This window comes from Mesorhizobium sp. CNPSo 4688 (assembly GCF_057784295.1).
Map to the genome: position 1 here is coordinate 80,369 of NZ_JBWLUY010000010.1, position 18,695 is coordinate 99,063.

Genomic DNA, 18,695 nt, shown 5'->3' on the forward strand with positions numbered 1-18,695 from the left:
TGACTGAATTGCGGGTGGAAACCCGCCAAAGCTCTTCAAGTTTTCCGGAACCGCCTCGCCTTTGCCGTGTTTGCTGGTAAACTTCTGCTTGTTGAGTCCGGGCTATCCCGCCCGGGCAGGAAGGGCCGATGACGGAAAGCCCCATTTCCAGCGGCGATCGCAGCCTAGCCGGACGGCTTGCTCTAAGCCGGCTGGCGACACGGATCTCGATGACTGTCGAGCGCGGCTGGCCGCTGCTTCTGCCGCTGCTCATCGTCGCCAGCCTGTTCCTCAGCCTCTCCTGGCTCGGCCTTTTCCCACGCCTGCCTGACGTTGCGCGCATTGTCCTGGTCGTGGCGTTCGGCATTGCCGCGCTTGCAGCGCTCTATCCGCTGCGTTTCTTCAAGCTTCCCTCCGCCGCCGAGGTCGACCGTCGCATCGAGGCGGCCAACCACTTGCAGCACAGCCCGGTGCTGGTGCAGACCGACCGTCCGAGCGGCAAGGAAAGCATCTTTTCCCAGGCGCTGTGGCGCGAGCACCAAAAGCGCATGGCCGGCAAACTCGGCGATCTTGGCGCCGATCTGCCGCGTACCCGCGTGCCGGAACGCGACCCGTGGGGGCTGCGCGCCGTGGCGGCGCTGCTGTTGGTCACCGCTTTCGCCTTTTCTTTCGGACCGTCCGGCGGCAGGCTCTCCGATGGTTTCCGTGCCCATGCGGTGCGCGACATCGTGCCGCCGCGCATCGATGCCTGGGTGACCCCGCCGGCCTATACCGGCAAGCCGCCCATCTTCCTGACCACGCCAGTTCTCGATAGCAACGCCAAGCAGGCGACCGCCGCCTTCACCGTGCCGCAGGGCAGCGACGTCTCGCTGCGGGTCACCGGCGGCTCCGGCGAGGAAACGCTAAGCTTCGCCGACAAGGGTGGCAATGCCCGCGCCATCGACCCGACGGGACCGCAGGCAGCAGCGATCAAGGCAGCGGCGGTCAACCCGGCGACGCCCAAGCTGCGCCAGTTCACCGGCAAGCTGACGTCCGACGGCACGCTGACGCTGAAATCGGGCGAAGCCGATCTCGGCCAATGGGCTTTCGCGGTGATCCCCGACAAGCCGCCGACGATCCGCTTCGTCGGCGAGCCCAAGCGCGCCGTGAACGGCGCCTTCGAGCTCAACTACCAGATTGACGACGACTATGGCGCGGCCACCGCCAAGGCGGTTTTCGCGCTGGCCGATCCGGCAGCGCCCGATGTGCATCCGCTCTACGGCCCGCCTGAGATGCCATTGGCGCTGCCGCGCCGCGGCGGCAAGGCGAATGCCGCCAAGACGACCAAGGACCTCACTGAACATGTCTGGGCCGGCGCCAGCGTCAAGCTGTCGCTTGTCGCCACCGACGATGCCGGACACACCGCGACCAGCGAAACCAAGACGATTGTGATGCCCGAGCGGCCCTTCGCCAACCCGCTGGCGCGGGCGGTGATCGAGCAGCGCCGCCTGCTGGCGCTCGACGCCAAAGCCAAGCCGCGGGTGCTCGACCTGATGGACGCGATCACGCTTCGGCCCGAAGACACGTTCGACAACATGTCGCATTACCTCGCCATCATGAGCGCCCGCAGCCGGCTGAAGATGTCCGACGGCGATGACCAGTTGCGCAGCGAGGTTGCCTATCTCTGGGAAATCGCGCTGGGCATCGAGGAAGGCAATCTGTCGGCGGCGGAAAAGCGGCTGCGCCAGGCGCAGCAGGCGTTGCAGGACGCCATCAAGCGTGGCGCCAGCGATGAAGAGATCGAAAAGGCGATGAAGGAACTGCGCGAGGCGATGAACGAATTCCTGCAGGAATTCGCCGAACGCGCCAAGCAGAACCCGAACGCGCCGCAGATGCAGCAGAACGGCCGCGAGCTACGCCAGAGCGACATCGACCGCATGATGGACCAGATCGAGAACCTGGCGAAATCAGGCGACCGCGACAAGGCGCAGGAGCTGCTGTCGCAGCTGGAAAACATGATGAACAACCTGCAGGCCGGCCGTCAGCAGCAAGGCGGCGAGCAGGACAGCGAGATGCGCCAGCAGATGGACAAGCTGGGTGAGATCATGCGCCGCCAGCAGGAGATGATGAACGACACCTACCGCATGGACCAGATGCAGCGCGGCCAGGGCCAACGAGATCAAGACCAGCAACAGGATGGCGACCAGCAGCTCGGCGGACAGGATCAGGACAAACCCGGCCCCGGTGACGATCGCGATCCACTTGCCCGCAAAAAGCCGATGACGGCGCAGGAATTCGCCGATGCGATGAAGCAGCTGCAGGAAGGCCAGGGTCAGCTGCAAAGCGAACTCGACAAGCTGAAGAAGGGCCTGGAAGGCATGGGCATGCAGCCCAATGAAGGATTTGGTGAGGCCGGCAAATCCATGGGCAATGCCGAAAAGTCGCTTGGTGAAGGTGAAGGCGACCAGGCCGTTGGCCATCAGGGTCGTGCGCTGGAAGCGCTGCGCAAGGGCGCCAAGGAGATGATGAAGCAGCTGCAGGCGATGCAGGGCGACCAGGGCGGAAGCCAGGAGGGCGGCCGCCAGCAGGACGCCGACCGCGATCCGTTGGGTCGGCCACGCGCCAGCCGCGGACCCGATTTCGGCGATTCCGTGAAGGTGCCCGACGAGATCGACGTGCAGCGTGCTCGCCAGATCCTCGAAGCAATCCGCAAGCGGCTCGGCAACGCGCTCAGCCCCGACATCGAGCGCAGCTATCTCGAGCGGCTGCTGGAGCTGAAGTAGCCTCCAAGGCAACATCCGTCGAACTGAATGGTATCAGCGCCATGCCGAAACTCGGTGCCGTAACGCCCATCCTGCGCATCTTCGACATCGCCAAGGCGCGCGAATTCTATCTCGACTTCCTCGGCTTCGAGGTCGAGTTCGAGCACCGCTTCGACGACAATGCGCCGCTCTACATGGGTGTAATCCGCGACGGCTGCGTGCTGCATCTGAGCGAACATCATGGCGACGGCGCTCCAGGCATAGCCATGCGCATCAAGGTCGAGGACATAGCGGCGCTGCATCGCGAACTGATCGGCAAGAAATACCGCTACGCCCGGCCGGGTCTCGAAACCACGCCGTGGGAGAGCCGTGAAGTGACGGTCGGTGACCCCTTCGGCAATCGCCTGCATTTCTACGAGGATGCGACAGGCTAAGCAGTTCCAGGAAAGAGCCTCTCTAATCGGACCTGTTGACGAACGCGTCGCGGATCGCTTCCTGCATGCCGTCGATCGCCTCGCCTGACGCGTTTGGGTTGCGATGCATCACCACATTCGAGGAGTCGATGTGGCCGAACCCGTCGGCGGCAGTGAGCTCCCGACAGCCGTCCGGAATGTTGCTGTGCGAGATCGGCGCGATCGCAAGGCCAGAAGTGACGGCAAGCTTCAGCCCGCCGGTGGTGTCGCTGGTATAGGCGACTCGGTAGGCCAGCCCACACTGCTCCAGCGATTTAATAGCGAAGTCCTTGCACCAGCCGGCCCGGTTGTAGAGCGCGATCGGCACCGGCCGCTCCTCATGCATGTGATGCAGGCTCGATGTCACCCAAACCGTCGGATCGTGCATCAGCACCTCGCCGCCGCCGGGATCCTGCCATTCGAAGACCACGGCGAGGTCGAGCTCGCCGGCGGCAAGTGCGGCCAGCTGCGCGCCTGAATGCGCATAGCGCACCGTGACCTCAACCTTGGTGTGGCGCTTCGAGAAGGCGCCGAGCGCGCGCGACAGGATGGCATGGCCATATTCCTCGGGAATGCCTATCCGCACCGGCCCGCCGAGAGGGGCCGCCGCCATCGACGCCGCCGTCTCGTCCAGCAGCGAGACGATACGGCGGGCATTGACGATCAGCTCGCCGCCACGGCGCGTCAGCGCTACGCCGCGCGAGCCGCGTTCGAACAGGCTGTCGCCGACCAGCTCCTCGAGCTTCTTCATCTGCATCGACACCGCCGACTGGGTGCGGCCGGCCTGCTCCGCCGCCCGGGTGAAATTGCCGGCTTCGGCAATGGCGACGAAGGTGCGCAGAAGATCGCTGTCGAGGGCTGGCCGCATCGAATCCGTCATAAGAAAATTTGATTGCTGGTATCATTCCAATTCGTTTGCAACATGTCAAACGCCGGACGATAGTCAGCCTACCCATTGGATATGCGGCCGCGAAATCGGTTGCGGACCAATCGAAGAGTCCTCACTCATACCCGCTGCCCGAAACGGTGGCGGGTTCTTTTTACCCCGCAGCCGGGCGGCTGCGGGCACTTCAGGCAAGGGGCCGGCAGCAACGACATGCGCAACCGGATCGTTCTCGGCATCATCAGCCTGTGCCTTGGCGTGCTGGTGTTCTCGCTCCAGGACCCGCTGGTCAAGGCGGTATCGGGCGGCTATCCCGTCACCGAGGTGATGTGGATCCGCTCGATCGTCGCCCTGCCGATTCTGATCGTTCTCGTCCGCGCCGATGTCGGCCTGCGGGCCATCGCCTCGAAGCGGTTTGGCCTGCTGACCATCCGCGCCTTCATCCAGTTCAGCTCCTATACCGTCTACTATCTGGCGATCGCCGCCTTGCCGCTGGCCGACGCGGTGGCGCTCTACTTCATGGCGCCGCTGTTCATCATGGCGATGGCCGGACCCTATCTCGACGAACGCGTGTCCTGGCAGACGCTCGCCACCGTGCTGATCGGCATGCTGGGCGTGGTCGTGATGCTGCGCCCGGGCGCCGGCCTCTTCGACTCGGCGGCCTTCCTGTCACTGGGTTCGGCGCTGCTCTACGGCTTTTCGCAGCTGATGGCGCGCAAGATCGGCGACACCGAATCCTCCACCGTCATGGCCTTCTACCAGAACGGCGCCTACCTCGTCGGCGCTGCCGCGGTTGCCGGCACATTCTGGCTTGCCGGCATTACCCATGCTGTCCACCCCAGCCTCGAATTCCTGGTGCGGCCGTGGGTCTGGCCGACGACGCCGGATTTCCTCAAGATGGCGACCTGCGGCTTCGTCGCCTCGGCCGGCATGATTCTTCTGTCGCAGGCCTACCGGCTGGCGCCGGCCAACCGCGTGGCCACCTTCGAATACACGGGGATCATCTGGTCGCCGCTGTGGGGCTTTCTGTTCTTCAACGAGGTGCCGCGCTCGACCACCGCCATCGGGGCGGCGCTGATCATCGGCGCCGGCTTGCTCGCGCTCAACACCGAACGGCGCCGGAGCACCCCGGTCCTAGCCGCAACTCAGGATGCGGCTTGAATAGTGTCAGGCAAAGCAGGCCAGCGCCTGTTCGACGCGGGAGCGGATTTCGGCCAGCGTGAAAGGCTTCTGCACCACATCGATAATGATGCCGTTCAACTCCTCGGCGCGCTCGCGCTGGTCGGCATAGCCGGTCATCAGCAGGATCTTCATCGCCGGGAAAAGCCTGGCCGCCGCGATCGCCATCTCGATACCGTCCATCTCCGGCATGCGGATATCGGAGACGACGAGGTCGTAACCGCCGCCCGCCGCGCTGATCATCGCCAGCCCCTGCGCGCCATCGGCGGCAATGTCGATTGAATGCCCGGCGCGTTCGAGCGCGCGGGCGGCGAGGGTACGGACGGACTCATCGTCCTCGACGATCAGAAGCTTTGCCATGGGCCGGAATTTGGCGGGCAAAAGTTGACTTTTTCTGAAAATTTGAAGCGTCGGAGGTCTTTTCTCAGGCGTCGCCTTTCACGACGCCGACAAACGGCAATTCGCGGAAAGCGTGGGCGACATCCATGCCGTAACCGACGACGAAATAATCGGGACAGTCGAAGCCGACATAATCGGCGTTCAGCTCGGTCTGGCGACGCATGCGCTTGTCGAGCAGCACCGCGATGGCGCAGCTTTTGGCGCCGCGCGACAGCATCAGATTGCGGGTGAAGGAGAGCGTCTTGCCTGATTCGAGAATATCATCGATCAACAGCACGTCGCGGCCGGCGACCTCATTGTCGATGTCGCGCAGCACCCTCACCTCGCCGCTGGTGGTTCCGGCGCCATAGCTGGAGATGAAGATGAACTCGACCTCCGGCGACAGCCCGACATCGTGCATGGCGCGAATGAGATCCGCGGCAAAGATGAAGGAACCTTTCAGCACCGAAATCACCAGCAGGTCGTGATAGTCGTGCTCGGCGATCTCCTTGGCGAGTTCAAGATTGCGCCGCGCGATCGCGGACGCCGAAAACAGGACTTCGATGTCCTTGCCGCGCACAACTGGCATCAATAACCTTTCCGAGAGATCATCGCCTAACCGGCGAAAGTGACCGAGACGGCCTTTACACCGTTTCTAGGCACGTCGAGACGGCTGGAAAAGCCGAATCTTTCGCCGGGCGCCAGCGAACGACGGGATGTCCCCAACGTATAGCGCGTGATGCGGCTGTCGTTGCCGGTAACGCGGATTTCCAGCGGCGGCAATGGTCCCGCCTTCACACCGTCATTCACGGCCTCGCCATCGACGAACAGCACCGGGGTGGACCCGGAAGCGTCGACATGCGAGGTGACGCCGGCAATGCTGAGTACGGCGCCCGCCGGCTGTTCGACTGTCCAGAACGGCGTCTGGCGCACCAGCGCGTGGCCGCCCGAGACCCAGAAGGCGGCGAGCGCCGCACCGACGCCGGCGATCCAGAAGATCGGCCCGCCTCGCGACGCCGGCGGCCGCACGGTTGCGGCTTCCGGCTTGCGCAGCATCTCCATGCCTTCGATCGACGGTGTGGCCACGTTGCGCGCAGGCGGCTGGATGGCATCCGCCCTCGAGACACCGCGTGGCAGCACCTCATAATCGGCATCGACGATGTCGGTCGCCAAAGGACGCAATTCCGGCGCGACACTTGTCCCGGTCATGATTTCGCCGGAAACCGGGCGCGCGGTTCGTTGCTCAGCCATCATGGCCCCGCTGTTCGCTCTTCGTTTCTTTTGCGTAAATGGAAATGGTTAACGCTTCCCCACCGGAACCCTTGTGACGCATTCAAAAACAGCGAAAATTAACCGTCGGTTAACCATGGCGGCCGATGGTCGTTGGACAGAAAGGGCTGGCACGCCGCCGCCACACATTTCAGGTCGTCGCACGTGATCCGCTTTGAAAATGTCGGCCTCCGCTATGGCATGGGTCCGGAAATCCTCCGCGACATCTCCCTGCACATTCCGGAGAGCTCCTTCCAGTTCCTGAGCGGGCCCTCCGGCGCCGGCAAGACGACGCTGCTGCGCCTTCTGTTCATGTCGCTGAAGCCGACGCGCGGGCTGATCACCATCTTCGGCAAGGACCGCTCGCGCATCTCGCGCGCCGAACTGCCGCATCTCAGGCGTCGCATCGGCGTGGTGTTCCAGGATTTCCGCCTGCTCGACCACATGACCACCTATGAGAATGTCGCTCTGCCGCTACGCGTGCGCGGCCGCGAGGAAGCGAGCTACCGCACCGACGTCACCGAACTTTTGAAATGGGTTGGTCTCGGCGAGCGCATGCATGTGCTGCCGCCGGTCCTGTCGGGCGGCGAAAAGCAGCGCGCCGCGATTGCCCGCGCGCTGATTGAACAGCCCGAGATCCTGCTCGCCGACGAACCGACCGGCAATGTCGACCCGCCGCTGGCACGCCGTTTGCTGCGACTGTTCATCGAGCTCAACCGTCTCGGCACCGCGGTGGTGATCGCCACCCACGACCTCGGTCTGATGGAGCAGGTCGACGCGCGACGCATGATCCTGGCCGGCGGAAGGCTGGATATCTATGACTGAGCTATCCGCCGAACAGCTGCATGAAGCGGCCGCGGAGCAGGCAGGTACGCCGCAGCGCGTCCAGCGTCGCATGGCGCCGATCGTGCCCGCGCAGAACATTGCCGGCCGCGCTCTGGTGCTGGTCATCGCCATCATGACCTTCCTGTCCTGCCTGACCTTCGGCGCCGTCACGCTGGTGCGCGACACCGCCTCGGTCTGGGAGAACCAGATCTCGCGCGAGGCGACGATCCAGATCAAACCTGTCGACGGCCTCGACATGGAGGCGGCCCTTGCCCAGGCCTCGCAGATCGCCGGTGAATTCCCCGGCGTGAAAGCGACCAGGATCATCGACCGCGATGCGACGGCCCGACTTTTGGAGCCGTGGCTGGGCTCGGGGCTGAATATCGACGAACTGCCGGTGCCGCGGCTGATCATCGTCACCATCGACGAGACCAGCCCGCCCGACTTTGCCGCCATCCGCGCAGCGATCACGCCCAAGCTGCCCAGTGCTTCGCTCGACGATCACCGCACCTGGGTCGACCGGCTGGTCGCCATGGCCCGCACCACCGTCACCATCGGCATTGCCGTGCTGGTGCTGATGTTGTCGGCGACGGTGCTGACGGTGGTGTTCGCGACCCGCGGCGCCATGGCCGGCAATGGTCATATCATCGAGGTGCTGCACTTCGTCGGCGCCGAGGCGCGCTTCATCGCGCGCGAATTCCGCTGGCATTTCCTGGTCACCGGCATGAAGGGCGCTGCCGCCGGCGGGGCCGCCGCGATCCTCGTTTTCATCGTCTTTTCCTGGTGGTCGTCGCGCAACATGGCAACGCCGCAGGCCGACCAGGCGACCGCTTTGTTCGGCAATTTCGCCATCGGATCGGCCGGCTATCTCGGCGTCGGCCTGATGGTGCTGGTGATCGGCGGGCTGACGGCGGCGACCTCGCACGCCACCGTCGTCGCCTATCTTAGCGATATCGATGTCCGCCAGCCGGATGCGGGCTGAGCAATGACGGCAGAAGCGAAAAACAGTTCGGAGGCCAGGGACAGGAATAACGGAGCGATCACGGATCGAAAAACGACGTAACGCAATGTGCGCTTTTTTCCTTATCAAAGCGGCATTTCAGGATTAACCATAGGATGATGGACGCGCGGAACTCGACCGGGACGGCTGGACAGATGCCAGTGGTGGGTGCGCCTTCACGTGTACGCACCGGCCCGGGTCGTTTGCGGACGGCGTTGCGTCTCGCCTCCCTCTGTCTGCTGCTGCTGGTGGCGCTGTTTGCCGGCGGCTTCGGCTGGTTCGCCAGCAAGGTCAGCCACATGACCACCCCGGCCGATCCGGCCAAGGCCGATGCGATCATCGTCTTGACCGGCGGTCAGGCGCGCCTCGACGCCGCACTCGATCTGCTTGCCTCCGGCAAGGGCGAGCGGCTGCTGATCTCAGGCGTACATCCCTCCGCCAGCCGCCGCCAATTGCAAGCCGCGACCGGCGGCGACAAGGCGCTGTTTTCCTGCTGCGTCGACATCGACCGCGCCGCGCTCGACACGATCGGCAATGCCCAGGAGAGCGCCAAATGGGTGGAGAGCCACGCCTATGGCAGCGTCATCCTCGTCACCAACAATTATCATATGCCGCGCAGCCTGCTGGAGATGGGCCGTCTGCTGCACGGCGCCAGGCTTGAACCCTATCCGGTGGTCAACACCAACCTCGACAATGGCGACTGGCTGACTAAACCGGAAGCGCTGCGCGTGCTTCTGACCGAGTACAGCAAATATCTGCTGGCGCTGGCGCGCGGCATCGTCCCGGTCCGCCAGACCGCCGACAGCGTCGCGCTGGCCGAGGTTTCGACCGCAAAGGACTGAGTCGATTACCCCTTGGCCGCGCCGTCCGAGGCGCCGCGCAGCCGCGCAATCTCCTGTTCGAGCCGCTCAATCCGCTTGTCGCGTTCGGCAAGGGCCGCCGCCACATCGGCGGCCTCGAAACGCTGCGGAATATGCTGCGGGCAATTGGCGTCCCAGGCCGAGACGGTGAACAGGATGACCTGCTCGGGGCGCGCCTTGTAGTCCTGCGGCATCAGCTTTGCCAAAAGTTCGGCATCGTCCTCGACGACGCGCGCCGTGCCCCAGATCTTGACGCGCTGCCGATGCGCATAGTCGATCAGGAACAGGAAGGCCTGGTTGTTGTCGGCAAGATTGCCTTGGGTGATGAACTGCCTGTTCCCCGAGAAATCGGCAAAGCCGATGGTCTTCTCGTCCAGCACCTTGAGGAAGCCGGCAGGCCCGCCGCGATGCTGGATATAGGGCTGGCCGTCGACATTGGCCGTCGACAGGAAGACGCTGGTCTGCGCCGCGATGAAGTCAGCGAGGTCCGGCGTGATATGGGCGCGCCATCCGCCGCGCTCCTCGGCGCTGGCATAACCCCTGCGCGACCCCTTACGGGTCTGGATTGCCTTGACCGTCGGTGTGAAGGCGACGTCGCTGGTGAAGGTATGCGCGTTCATGAAAGACTCCGCGAGGCCAAATCTCTGGCCATTGTCTGCTCCGATGTAGAGGCTTCCATCTTCCGGATGTAGATGGCATATTCGCAACCTATCCTTCCAATTTCCGGAAGAAGCCGTGGATCGCCTCGAAGCCATGTCGCTGTTCGTCGCTGCTGTGGAAGCCGGCAGCCTGTCCGCTGCCGGTCGCCGTTTCGGCATTCCGCTGGCGACGGTCAGCCGCAAGGTCTCCGACCTCGAACAGCATCTGCAGACGCGCCTGCTGAACCGTTCGACCCGGCAGTTGACGCTGACCGATGCCGGCCAGGCCTATCTCGCCGCCTGCCGCCGTATCCTGGGCGAGGTCGGCGAGGCCGAGCGCACCGCCGCCGGCGAATACAGCACGCCGACCGGCGACCTGTTAATCACCGCCCCGATCGTCTTTGGCCGCCTGCACGTGCTGCCCGTCGTCACAGAGTTCCTCGCGGCCTACAGCCAAGTCAACATCCGCCTGACGCTGGCCGACCGGATAACCCAGCTGGCCGAGGAGCATCTCGATCTCGCCATCCGCATCGGCGAGCTTGCGCCTTCGAGCCTGGTCGCCATCCGCGTCGGCGCGATCCGCCGCGTCGTGTGCGCCAGCCCCGCCTATATCGCCGCGCACGGCATGCCACTGGCGCCGGAAGATCTGGCTGCGCATGAGTGCATCAGTTTCGAGGGGTCCTCCGCTCTCGCCAGCTGGAGCTTTGCTGGCGGCAAGGGCGAACTGATCGTGCCGATCCGCTCCCGGCTGCGCGTCAACACCGCCGAAGCGGCGATCGATGCCGCGATTGCCGGCGCCGGCATGACCCGCGTGCTGTCCTACCAGATCGCCGACGCGGTACGCTCCGGCGTGCTCGTCCCGGTCTTGCAGCCCTTCGAGCCACAGCCATGGCCGGTGAGCCTCGTCCATGCCGGCCAGGGCCTGCTGCCGGTCAAACTCAGGGCATTCCTCGATTTAGCCGCTCCGCGGCTGAAGCAGCGGCTGCTGCAGGCCGCGTGGTGAGCTGAGGGCTGGCTGCGGTCATTGCGGAGTTTCCTTTTTGCCCGCGCTTGGTGTAACCAACGCACACCTCCTCAACGGGCCCTTCCCCGCATGCTCTATATCCGCTCGCTGGCGTTCAACTTCGTCTTCTACGTCAACCTGATCGTCCAGATGATCCTCTGGACCCCGTACTATTTCCTGTCGCCGCGCCACCGCGCCTGGTTCGTGCCGAAATTCTGGTCGCGCACCAGCCTGTGGCTCTACGACAAGATCGCCGGCACCAGGAGCGACATCACCGGTCTGGAGAACCTGCCGGAGGGCTCCTTCATCCTGGCGCCGAAACACCAATCGTTCTGGGACGCGATCGCTTTCTTTCCGCTTCTCCAGGACCCGCTTTACATCCTCAAGCGCGAGCTGACCTGGATCCCCTTCTTCGGATGGTACATCATGAAGATGCGGATGATCCCGGTCGACCGCGGCAGCCGCTCCAAGGCGCTGAAGCAGGTCGTCGCCTCGACCAGACAGGAAATGGCACGCAATCCGCGCCAGCTGATCATCTATCCCGAAGGCACGCGCCGCGCACCTGGCGACGAGCCGGCCTACAAATACGGCATTGTCGAACTTTACGCGCAGCTTGGCGTGCCGGTGGTGCCGGTTGCCCATGCCGCCGGTCTCTATTGGCCGCGCCGCAAATTCATGCGCTTTCCCGGCACCATCAAGGCTCGCTTCCTGCCGCCGATCCCGCCCGGGCTCGGCAAGGACGAATTCATGGACCGGCTGATCGGCGAGACCGAAGCCGCCTGCGATCAGTTGCTGATCGAAGCTTCCCGCGCGCCGAACCCGCCGCCAATGCCGCCAACAGCGGTGAAACGGCTGGCCGAACTCGCCGAGGCCGCGAAAACCAAGGCCTGATCTCCGGCACCTTCTGGCTCACGGCCACGCCGCCAGAGCCGTGGTCAGCACCAGCGTTGCCGCGAACACCAGGTTGATGATCCGCGACGCCAGCGGCTGGCGCAGGGTGCGGGCGAAGGCAGCGCCGGCCAGCAGCCACAGCACATGAATGGCGACGATCATCAGGGTGAGAACCGCGAGCCTCGCCGGAACGCCGAGAGCATCGGCGCCGACCGCCGTCGCGGAGCCGGCAAGGACCGCGGCAATCGCGACATAGGCCTTCGGATTGGCGACGGCGAGCAGGAAGCCGCCGAGGAAGGTTGGCAGCACAGCCCCGCTGTCGCGTGCCGCCAGCGGCGGCGCCGTCGTTATTTTATAGGCGAGATAGAGGATGTAGGCGGCGGAAGCGACCGCCAGCACCGGCGCCATCCCCGGCATCGAGGCGAGCACCGCCGTGATGCCGGTGGCCACCACCAGCAGCACCGCGGCTGTACCCAGAATGATCCCCGATGTGTAGCGTAGCGAATTGCGCAGGCCGAAGGCGGCGCCTATCGCCGTGACGCTGATCGTCGCCGGGCCTGGACTGCCCATGACGACGCTTGCCGCCAGCACCAGCGCCAGCAATTGCTGCCAGGGCTGTGCCTGCGAAAGAATGTCTGCGGCCATGCTGCTCCCTCTCCCACGACAGTGGAGAGCAGTGTGGCGAGCCGGACAGCCGTCGTCTTGAACGATCGTGCCGAACGTGGCGCGGCTAGGCGCTGGCCTTGTCCAGCGCCGCGAGATCCTCCGCGCTGAGCTTCAGCGATGCTGCGCGCATCAGGCTGTCGACCTGATCGAGCGTCGTGGCGCTGGCGATCGGCGCGGTGATGCCGGGCTGCGCCATCACCCAGGCGAGCGCGACTTCCGCCTGGCTGGCCGAATGCCGCGCCGACACAGCGTCGAGTGCCGCAAGAATGCGCATTCCGCGCGCATTGAGATAGCCCTTCACGCCACCGCCGCGTTCACTTTTGCCAAGATCGGCCTCGCTGCGGTATTTGCCGCTCAAAAACCCTTTGGCGAGAGCGAAATAGGTGATGACGCCGATATCCTCCGCCGCGCACAGATCATGCAGCGGCCCGTCGAAAGATGAGCGATCGTAAAGGTTGTATTCCGGCTGCAGCACGGCATAGCGCGGCAGCCCGCGCAGGCTGGCCACGTCGAGCGCCGCACGCAACTGGCCAGCGTCGAGGTTGGAGGCGCCGATATGGCGGACCTTGCCCGCGGCAAGCAGCTTCTCGTAGGCGCCGAGCGTTTCCTCGTAAGGCGTGGTCGGATCAGGCCAATGCGACAGATAAAGGTCGATGACGTCGGTCTGCAGCCGCTTCAGCGATGCCTCGACCGCCCTCTCGATATGGGCGGCCGACAAATCCTTTTTGCCTTGCCCCATATCCGAGCCGACCTTGGTAATGACGACGATCTTGTCGCGGTTGCCGCGGCTTTTCATCCATTTGCCGATGATCGTCTCGGACTCGCCGCCCTTGTTGCCGGGCACCCAGCGCGAATAGGCGTCGGCCGTGTCGATGGCGTTGATGTCGGCGCCGGCGAACCGGTCGAGCAGGTCGAAGGAGGTCTTCTCGTCGGCGGTCCAGCCGAAAACATTGCCGCCCAGAACCAGCGGCGCGATGGAAAGGTCGGTTTGACCGAGACGGCGTTTCTGCAAGATCTGGCTCCGTGAGGCTGGCGGCGGGCGACCCCGAATGCTTCGGGCCGCAGCTAAGCTAGGTCTCGCCACGCCGAGGTCAAAGGCCTCAGCCAATTTTTCCAGCGGACCAGCGCTTCACAAAGGCGCGACCCGTTTCGCCACCTCTTCCAGCCAGTGATCGCTGATACCGAGCGCTTCGAGGTGCTCGACCGCGCTCAGCACATAGTCCTCATTATTTCCGGACTGGCCGATGGCGCCGCGGACGACGCTTGCCGCATGCGCCGCATCGAGACCGCCGGCATACTGCTGATGCTGGCGGTCGACGATATAGGCAACCGCTGGGACCGTTTCGCCGCCGTCGAGGCGGATGTCGAGCACACGCTCAAGGTAGACGCTGGTCACCAGTTCGCGCTCGCGCAGATAGGCAAGCACCTCATCGCGCAACTCACCGGGCACGCGAAACGCCAGTCCGATGCAGGAGCCGCCGCGATCGAGGCCGAGCACCAGGCCCGGCCGCTCACGCGTGCCGCGATGCACGAAGGAATAGACGCAGAGCGACCGGCGATAGCCGTAAAGGCGCGCGCGGCGGGTCTCGACATGCGCGAATCCCGGCCGCCAGATCAGCGAGCCGTAGCCAAAAACCCAAAAATCGCCCATATCGCCAAGCCTGATTGCACGAGAGTGACGACACCGCATCGGAATCGGTGCCCTTCTGCCTATTTGCTTGTTGCGTAAACCACAGTCCACCCGCAACACGCCGCGTTAATGAAAGCCGCAGCATGACGTCAACTGACGAGCGTCCGTCAAAATTTCGCCGCCGGCTGTTCTGGCTCGCCGCTTTCGTCGTGATGCTGTTCGGCGCCTACAGCGCGGTATGGTTCTATGTTGCCAGCCGCGTCAGAACCGAAGCCGACAAGGCGGTGGCGCAGCTGAACACCAAAGGCATCGAAGCCGGCTGCGCCAACCTTACGGTTAGCGGCTATCCCCTGAGCTTTGCCGTTTCCTGTGATACGCTGGCTTACGAGGACGACGCCAGGAACGTCGCCGCCTCGACCGGCAGCTTCAACTTTCTGGCCGAACTCATCCGCCCGCTGTCGCCCGCCGCGAAGTTGCGCGGACCGCTGCGCACATCGGTGCCCGGAATGCCCCCGCTCTGGATCGACTGGGACAAACTGCAGGCCGGTGCAAAGCTGTCCTGGCCCTTGCCCCGTAGCATTTCGCTGCAGGCCGAGGGACTGTCCGGCCAGACCGATCCGGCCGATGACACCGATCCGGTATCTCTGTTCAGCGCTGGGACCGCGGCAGGAGAGTTGCGCCCCGATGGCCAGGACCTTGGTTATGTCGGAAACTTCACCGATCTTGAGATCGATGCCGATGCGATCGGCGGGCGCGTGCTGCCGCCACTCGACGGCAGCGGCGACGCGACGCTGAAGGACGGCGTGGCGCTGATACGAACCGAGGCCAGGAGCCTGCGCGGCCAGGCGGCCGACATCCACAAGCTCGATCTGTCGTCGGGAACCGCGCGCATCACCGTTTCCGGCCCGGTATCGGTCGACGCCAAAGGCCTGGTCAACGCCGACCTGACGATCAAGCTCAAGGATCCCAAAGCCGTGGCGGCAATCCTCGCCACCGCCATCCCCGAGCAGAAGAGCCAGATCGAACAAGGCTTTGCCGGCCTGGCGCTGCTCGGCAACGAACCGACGATGCCGCTCAAGGTGGTGAAGGGCAAGGCCTCGCTCGGCTTCATTCCGCTGGGCAAGATCAAGCCGCTCGACTAGACCATGATCCCAAAGGCGGGAACCGCTTTCGGGGGAAGATCCATGCCTAGCCAAGCCAACAACACATGAGCCGGCCGGTGAAACTGCTGAGTGTCGGCGCGCTGACGCTGGACACCATCCTGCGCGTCGAGACCCTGCCCACGCATCAGGGCAAGTTCATCGCCTCGGACGGCGTCCAGCTCGCCGCCGGCATGGCGACAAGTGCCGCCTGCGCCGCACACCGTCTCGGCGCCGAGGTGTTTTTGTGGGCAAGTGCGGGTGACGATGCCATCGGCGACCAGCTGCTGGCCGGCGTAGCGGCCGAGGGCGTCGACTGTAGTTTTGTCCGCCGCGTTCAAGGTGCGCGTTCGGCGCTGGCCTCGATCCTGGTAGACACCCATGGCGAGCGCGTTATCGTGCCTTTCTACGACCCGAAGACGCAGGCTGATCCCGAGACGCTGCCCGTCACAGACCTTGCCGCCTTTGACGCCGTTCTGGTCGATGTGCGCTGGCCGGGCGCTGCCGCCCTTGCCTTGACCGCCGCGCGCGGCGCCGGCAGGCCGGCGATCCTCGATGCCGACACAGCGCCGCTCGAAGTGCTGGAGCTTCTGTTGCCGCTGGCCTCGCACATCGTCGCTTCGGAGACGGCCGCCCGCATCGTCTGTGGCCATGCGCTGGACCCTGAAACCGCCTGTGCCGACCTAGCCAGCCGCACCGATGCCTTCGTTGCGGTCACCGGCGGCGCGGCGGGAAGCTGGTGGCATGACCATTCCGCCGGCTGCGTGCGCCACATCGCAGCGCCGAAGATCAAGGCCATCGACACGCTGGCCGCCGGCGACATCTTTCACGGCGCCTTTGCCGTTGGGCTCGCCGAAGCCATGCCGATCGAGCAGGCCTTGCGCTTTGCCAGTGCTGCTGCCGCGCTCAAATGCCAGCGCTTCGGCGGCCGGCTGGGCGCGCCGGATCGTGCCGAGACAATGGCCATGGTCGCGGCGACATGGCCTGCCTGAAACGGATTTAGCTCTTGACGGGGTGTTCGACCGCCTGCCGGCCAAAATCCGGCACGTCAATGTCCTGGCCGGCCTCGATGATCGAGCGGCGCACGGCACGCGTGCGGGTGAAGAGGTCGAACAGCTTGTCGCCGTCGCCCCAGCGGATCGCCCGCTGCAGGAAAGCCAGATCCTCCGAGAAGCGCGCCAGCATTTCGAGGATGGCGTCCTTGTTGTGCAGGCACACATCGCGCCACATGGTCGGGTCGGAGGCGGCAAGACGGGTGAAGTCGCGGAAACCCGAGGCCGAATATTTGATGACCTCGGTCTTTGTCACCGATTCCAGGTCGTCGGCGGTGCCGACGATGTTGTAGGCGATGATGTGCGGCAGATGCGAGACGATGGCCAGCGTCATGTCGTGATGCTGCGGGTCCATCGTGTCGATGTTCGAGCCGCAGCGCCGCCAGAACTCAGACAGCTTTTCCAGTGCCTGCGGGTCGGTGCCCGACAGCGGCGTGAAGATGCACCAGCGGTTTTCGAACAGCTCGGCGAAACCCGCATCCGGTCCCGACTTCTCGGTACCCGCCAGCGGATGTCCGGGGATGAAATGCACGCCGTCCGGCACGTGGGGCTGCATCTGCGCGATAACGGAGGCCTTGGTCGAACCGACATCGGTGAGGATGGCACCCTTTTTCAGCGCCGGCGCGATCTCTTGCGCCACCTCGCCCGACGATCCCACAGGCACCGAGACGATGATGAGGTCGGCATCGCGAACCGCTTCTTTTGCGTCCGTGGTGTAGGACTCACCGAGACCGAGTTCCTTCGCACGCGCCAGCGTGGCCGGGCTGCGCGTCGCGATGGCGACATGGCGGGCGAGGCCCTCGCGGCGGATGATGCGGGCCAGCGACGAGCCGATCAGGCCGATGCCGACCAGCGCGATTTTCTCGAACATCGGTGATGTCATGTCTTCAGCTTTTCAGGAATGTCGTGAGGGCGTCGATCACGCCGCGATTGGCTTCTTCGATGCCGACGCTCATGCGCAGCGCGTTGGGAAAGCCATAGCCGGTAACCCGTCGCAAGATATAGCCGCGCTGCGTGAGGTACTCGTCCGCCGCTTCTGCCGAGTGCTTCTTGTCCTCAGGGAAATGGATGAGAACGAAATTCCCAACGCTCGGTGTCACCCTGAGACCAAGCTTCGTCAGCTCTTCATTCAGCCAGGTGAGCCATGTCTCGTTGTGCACGGCGCTGCGCTCGACATGCGCGCGGTCGCGAATGGCGGCAATGCCGGCCTCGATGGCGGTTGCGTTGACATTGAAAGGGCCGCGGATGCGGTTGATGGCATCGACAATGTGCAGGGGACCGTACATCCATCCGATGCGCGCGCCGCCTAGGCCTAGCTTGGAGAAGGTGCGGGTCATGACAACGTTCTGCGCGCTGCCCGCCAGCTCGATGCCGGCCTCATAATCGTTGCGCCGGACATATTCGGCGTAGGCAGCATCGAGCACCAGAAGCACGTTGCCGGGCAACGCGGCATGCAGGCGACGGACCTCCTGGAACGGCAGATAGGTGCCGGTCGGATTGTTGGGATTGGCAAGGAAGACGATTTTGGTCCGCGGCGTCACCGCGGCGAGGATCGCGTCGACATCGGCGCGCTCGTCGGTCTCCTTGACCGTCACCGGTGTCCCGCCGGCCGACTGGATGTAGATCTTGTAGATCATGAAGGCGTGTTCGGTGATGATGGCCTCATCGCCGGGCGCCAGATAGGTCTGGGCCAGAAGGCCGAGGATCTCGTCAGAACCGTTGGAGCAGATGATGTTCGCCGGGTTCAGGCCATGCACTTCGGCGATCGCCTCGCGCAGCCGGCGGGCGGTGCCATCGGGATAGACATCAAGCTTGGCAGCGACCTCGCGCGCGGCCTCGATTGCTTTCGGTGACGGGCCGAGCGGGTTCTCGTTCGACGACAATTTATGGACCTTGGCGACGCCGGCCGGCGCCGTGCTCTTGCCCGGCACATAGGCGTCGATGTCCATGATGCCCGCGCGGGGCGTTGGCCGTGCCTTGTCCGCTGTCTTGTCCATGTCGCAAATCCGTCGAGAATGCCTCCGTCCGGAGGCCGCAGCGGAAATACAAGCCGTAGCCGCGAATGTCGAGAGGCGGCGGCAATAGGTGGCCGTTGACGCCGGCCCGCGCG

At 64.6% G+C, this 18,695-nt stretch carries 20 protein-coding genes; 10 read left to right on the forward strand and 10 right to left on the reverse strand.

Features of this window, described 5'->3' with window-relative positions:
• Positions 1-128 precede the first annotated feature (128 nt).
• Both AC04SH_RS20060 and AC04SH_RS20065 read left to right on the forward strand, forming a co-directional pair.
• Positions 129-2,741, forward strand: a complete 2,613-nt coding sequence (locus AC04SH_RS20060) for a TIGR02302 family protein (protein WP_488576341.1) — start codon at positions 129-131, stop codon at positions 2,739-2,741.
• A gap of 41 nt (positions 2,742-2,782) precedes the next feature.
• The gene (locus AC04SH_RS20065) at positions 2,783-3,154 is read left to right on the forward strand and encodes a glyoxalase superfamily protein (protein ID WP_488576342.1); all 372 of its coding nucleotides are present in this window, start codon (positions 2,783-2,785) and stop codon (positions 3,152-3,154) included.
• Between the two features lie 22 nt (positions 3,155-3,176).
• Here AC04SH_RS20065 and AC04SH_RS20070 read toward each other — a convergent pair whose 3' ends face one another.
• Positions 3,177-4,040, reverse strand: a complete 864-nt coding sequence (locus AC04SH_RS20070; protein ID WP_488576343.1) for a LysR family transcriptional regulator — start codon at positions 4,038-4,040, stop codon at positions 3,177-3,179.
• Positions 4,041-4,268: 228 nt separating this feature from the next.
• Here AC04SH_RS20070 and AC04SH_RS20075 point away from each other — a divergent pair, with 228 nt between their 5' ends.
• Entirely contained in the window at positions 4,269-5,216 is a 948-nt protein-coding gene (locus AC04SH_RS20075) for a DMT family transporter (protein ID WP_488576344.1), read from the forward strand.
• Positions 5,217-5,222: 6 nt separating this feature from the next.
• Here AC04SH_RS20075 and AC04SH_RS20080 read toward each other — a convergent pair whose 3' ends face one another.
• The 3 genes from AC04SH_RS20080 to AC04SH_RS20090 all read right to left on the reverse strand — a co-directional run bounded on the left by AC04SH_RS20080 (position 5,223) and on the right by AC04SH_RS20090 (position 6,866).
• Complete coding sequence (locus AC04SH_RS20080) at positions 5,223-5,594, reverse strand: response regulator (protein ID WP_112562237.1); 372 nt, start codon at positions 5,592-5,594, stop codon at positions 5,223-5,225.
• Between the two features lie 64 nt (positions 5,595-5,658).
• Positions 5,659-6,201 carry a hypoxanthine phosphoribosyltransferase gene (gene hpt, locus AC04SH_RS20085; RefSeq protein ID WP_023673315.1) on the reverse strand — a complete coding sequence of 181 codons (543 nt, stop codon included), beginning with the start codon at positions 6,199-6,201 and terminating at the stop codon, positions 5,659-5,661.
• 26 nt (positions 6,202-6,227) lie between these two features.
• Positions 6,228-6,866: a hypothetical protein gene (locus tag AC04SH_RS20090; protein ID WP_488576345.1), complete on the reverse strand. Its 639-nt coding sequence runs from the start codon at positions 6,864-6,866 to the stop codon at positions 6,228-6,230.
• A gap of 180 nt (positions 6,867-7,046) precedes the next feature.
• Between AC04SH_RS20090 and ftsE the strand changes: the two genes are divergently transcribed.
• The 3 genes from ftsE to AC04SH_RS20105 all read left to right on the forward strand — a co-directional run bounded on the left by ftsE (position 7,047) and on the right by AC04SH_RS20105 (position 9,548).
• Positions 7,047-7,706, forward strand: coding sequence for a cell division ATP-binding protein FtsE (gene ftsE / locus AC04SH_RS20095; RefSeq protein WP_023685344.1), 660 nt, complete (start codon positions 7,047-7,049; stop codon positions 7,704-7,706).
• The gene (locus tag AC04SH_RS20100) at positions 7,699-8,688 is read left to right on the forward strand and encodes a cell division protein FtsX (protein WP_488576346.1); all 990 of its coding nucleotides are present in this window, start codon (positions 7,699-7,701) and stop codon (positions 8,686-8,688) included. Before ftsE ends, AC04SH_RS20100 begins: the two co-directional genes overlap by 8 nt.
• A gap of 134 nt (positions 8,689-8,822) precedes the next feature.
• On the forward strand, positions 8,823-9,548 hold the full coding sequence (locus AC04SH_RS20105; protein ID WP_488576347.1) for a YdcF family protein: 726 nt from the start codon (positions 8,823-8,825) through the stop codon (positions 9,546-9,548).
• A gap of 5 nt (positions 9,549-9,553) precedes the next feature.
• On the opposite strand, the gene AC04SH_RS20110 is transcribed toward AC04SH_RS20105, so the two are convergent.
• Positions 9,554-10,186 carry a pyridoxamine 5'-phosphate oxidase family protein gene (locus AC04SH_RS20110; RefSeq protein ID WP_488576348.1) on the reverse strand — a complete coding sequence of 211 codons (633 nt, stop codon included), beginning with the start codon at positions 10,184-10,186 and terminating at the stop codon, positions 9,554-9,556.
• 115 nt (positions 10,187-10,301) lie between these two features.
• On the opposite strand from AC04SH_RS20110, the gene AC04SH_RS20115 reads away from it, so the two are divergent.
• Both AC04SH_RS20115 and AC04SH_RS20120 read left to right on the forward strand, forming a co-directional pair.
• The gene (locus tag AC04SH_RS20115) at positions 10,302-11,207 is read left to right on the forward strand and encodes a LysR family transcriptional regulator (RefSeq protein ID WP_488576349.1); all 906 of its coding nucleotides are present in this window, start codon (positions 10,302-10,304) and stop codon (positions 11,205-11,207) included.
• A gap of 90 nt (positions 11,208-11,297) precedes the next feature.
• Positions 11,298-12,098, forward strand: coding sequence for a lysophospholipid acyltransferase family protein (locus tag AC04SH_RS20120; RefSeq protein WP_488576350.1), 801 nt, complete (start codon positions 11,298-11,300; stop codon positions 12,096-12,098).
• Positions 12,099-12,116: 18 nt separating this feature from the next.
• Here AC04SH_RS20120 and AC04SH_RS20125 read toward each other — a convergent pair whose 3' ends face one another.
• The 3 genes from AC04SH_RS20125 to AC04SH_RS20135 all read right to left on the reverse strand — a co-directional run bounded on the left by AC04SH_RS20125 (position 12,117) and on the right by AC04SH_RS20135 (position 14,415).
• Positions 12,117-12,743 carry a LysE family translocator gene (locus AC04SH_RS20125; protein WP_488576351.1) on the reverse strand — a complete coding sequence of 209 codons (627 nt, stop codon included), beginning with the start codon at positions 12,741-12,743 and terminating at the stop codon, positions 12,117-12,119.
• Positions 12,744-12,828: 85 nt separating this feature from the next.
• Positions 12,829-13,776, reverse strand: coding sequence for an aldo/keto reductase (locus AC04SH_RS20130; protein WP_488576352.1), 948 nt, complete (start codon positions 13,774-13,776; stop codon positions 12,829-12,831).
• A 117-nt stretch (positions 13,777-13,893) separates the two neighbouring features.
• Entirely contained in the window at positions 13,894-14,415 is a 522-nt protein-coding gene (locus AC04SH_RS20135; RefSeq protein ID WP_477235991.1) for a gamma-glutamylcyclotransferase, read from the reverse strand.
• Positions 14,416-14,537: 122 nt separating this feature from the next.
• Here AC04SH_RS20135 and AC04SH_RS20140 point away from each other — a divergent pair, with 122 nt between their 5' ends.
• Both AC04SH_RS20140 and AC04SH_RS20145 read left to right on the forward strand, forming a co-directional pair.
• Positions 14,538-15,536, forward strand: coding sequence for a DUF2125 domain-containing protein (locus AC04SH_RS20140; RefSeq protein ID WP_488576353.1), 999 nt, complete (start codon positions 14,538-14,540; stop codon positions 15,534-15,536).
• A 65-nt stretch (positions 15,537-15,601) separates the two neighbouring features.
• Positions 15,602-16,525, forward strand: a complete 924-nt coding sequence (locus tag AC04SH_RS20145) for a sugar kinase (protein WP_488576354.1) — start codon at positions 15,602-15,604, stop codon at positions 16,523-16,525.
• Between the two features lie 7 nt (positions 16,526-16,532).
• Here AC04SH_RS20145 and AC04SH_RS20150 read toward each other — a convergent pair whose 3' ends face one another.
• Positions 16,533-17,468: a prephenate/arogenate dehydrogenase family protein gene (locus AC04SH_RS20150; RefSeq protein WP_477235985.1), complete on the reverse strand. Its 936-nt coding sequence runs from the start codon at positions 17,466-17,468 to the stop codon at positions 16,533-16,535.
• A 4-nt stretch (positions 17,469-17,472) separates the two neighbouring features.
• A complete protein-coding gene (gene hisC / locus AC04SH_RS20155; protein ID WP_488576355.1) occupies positions 17,473-18,582 on the reverse strand; it encodes a histidinol-phosphate transaminase in 1,110 nt (369 codons plus the stop codon).
• Positions 18,583-18,695: the final 113 nt, after the last annotated feature.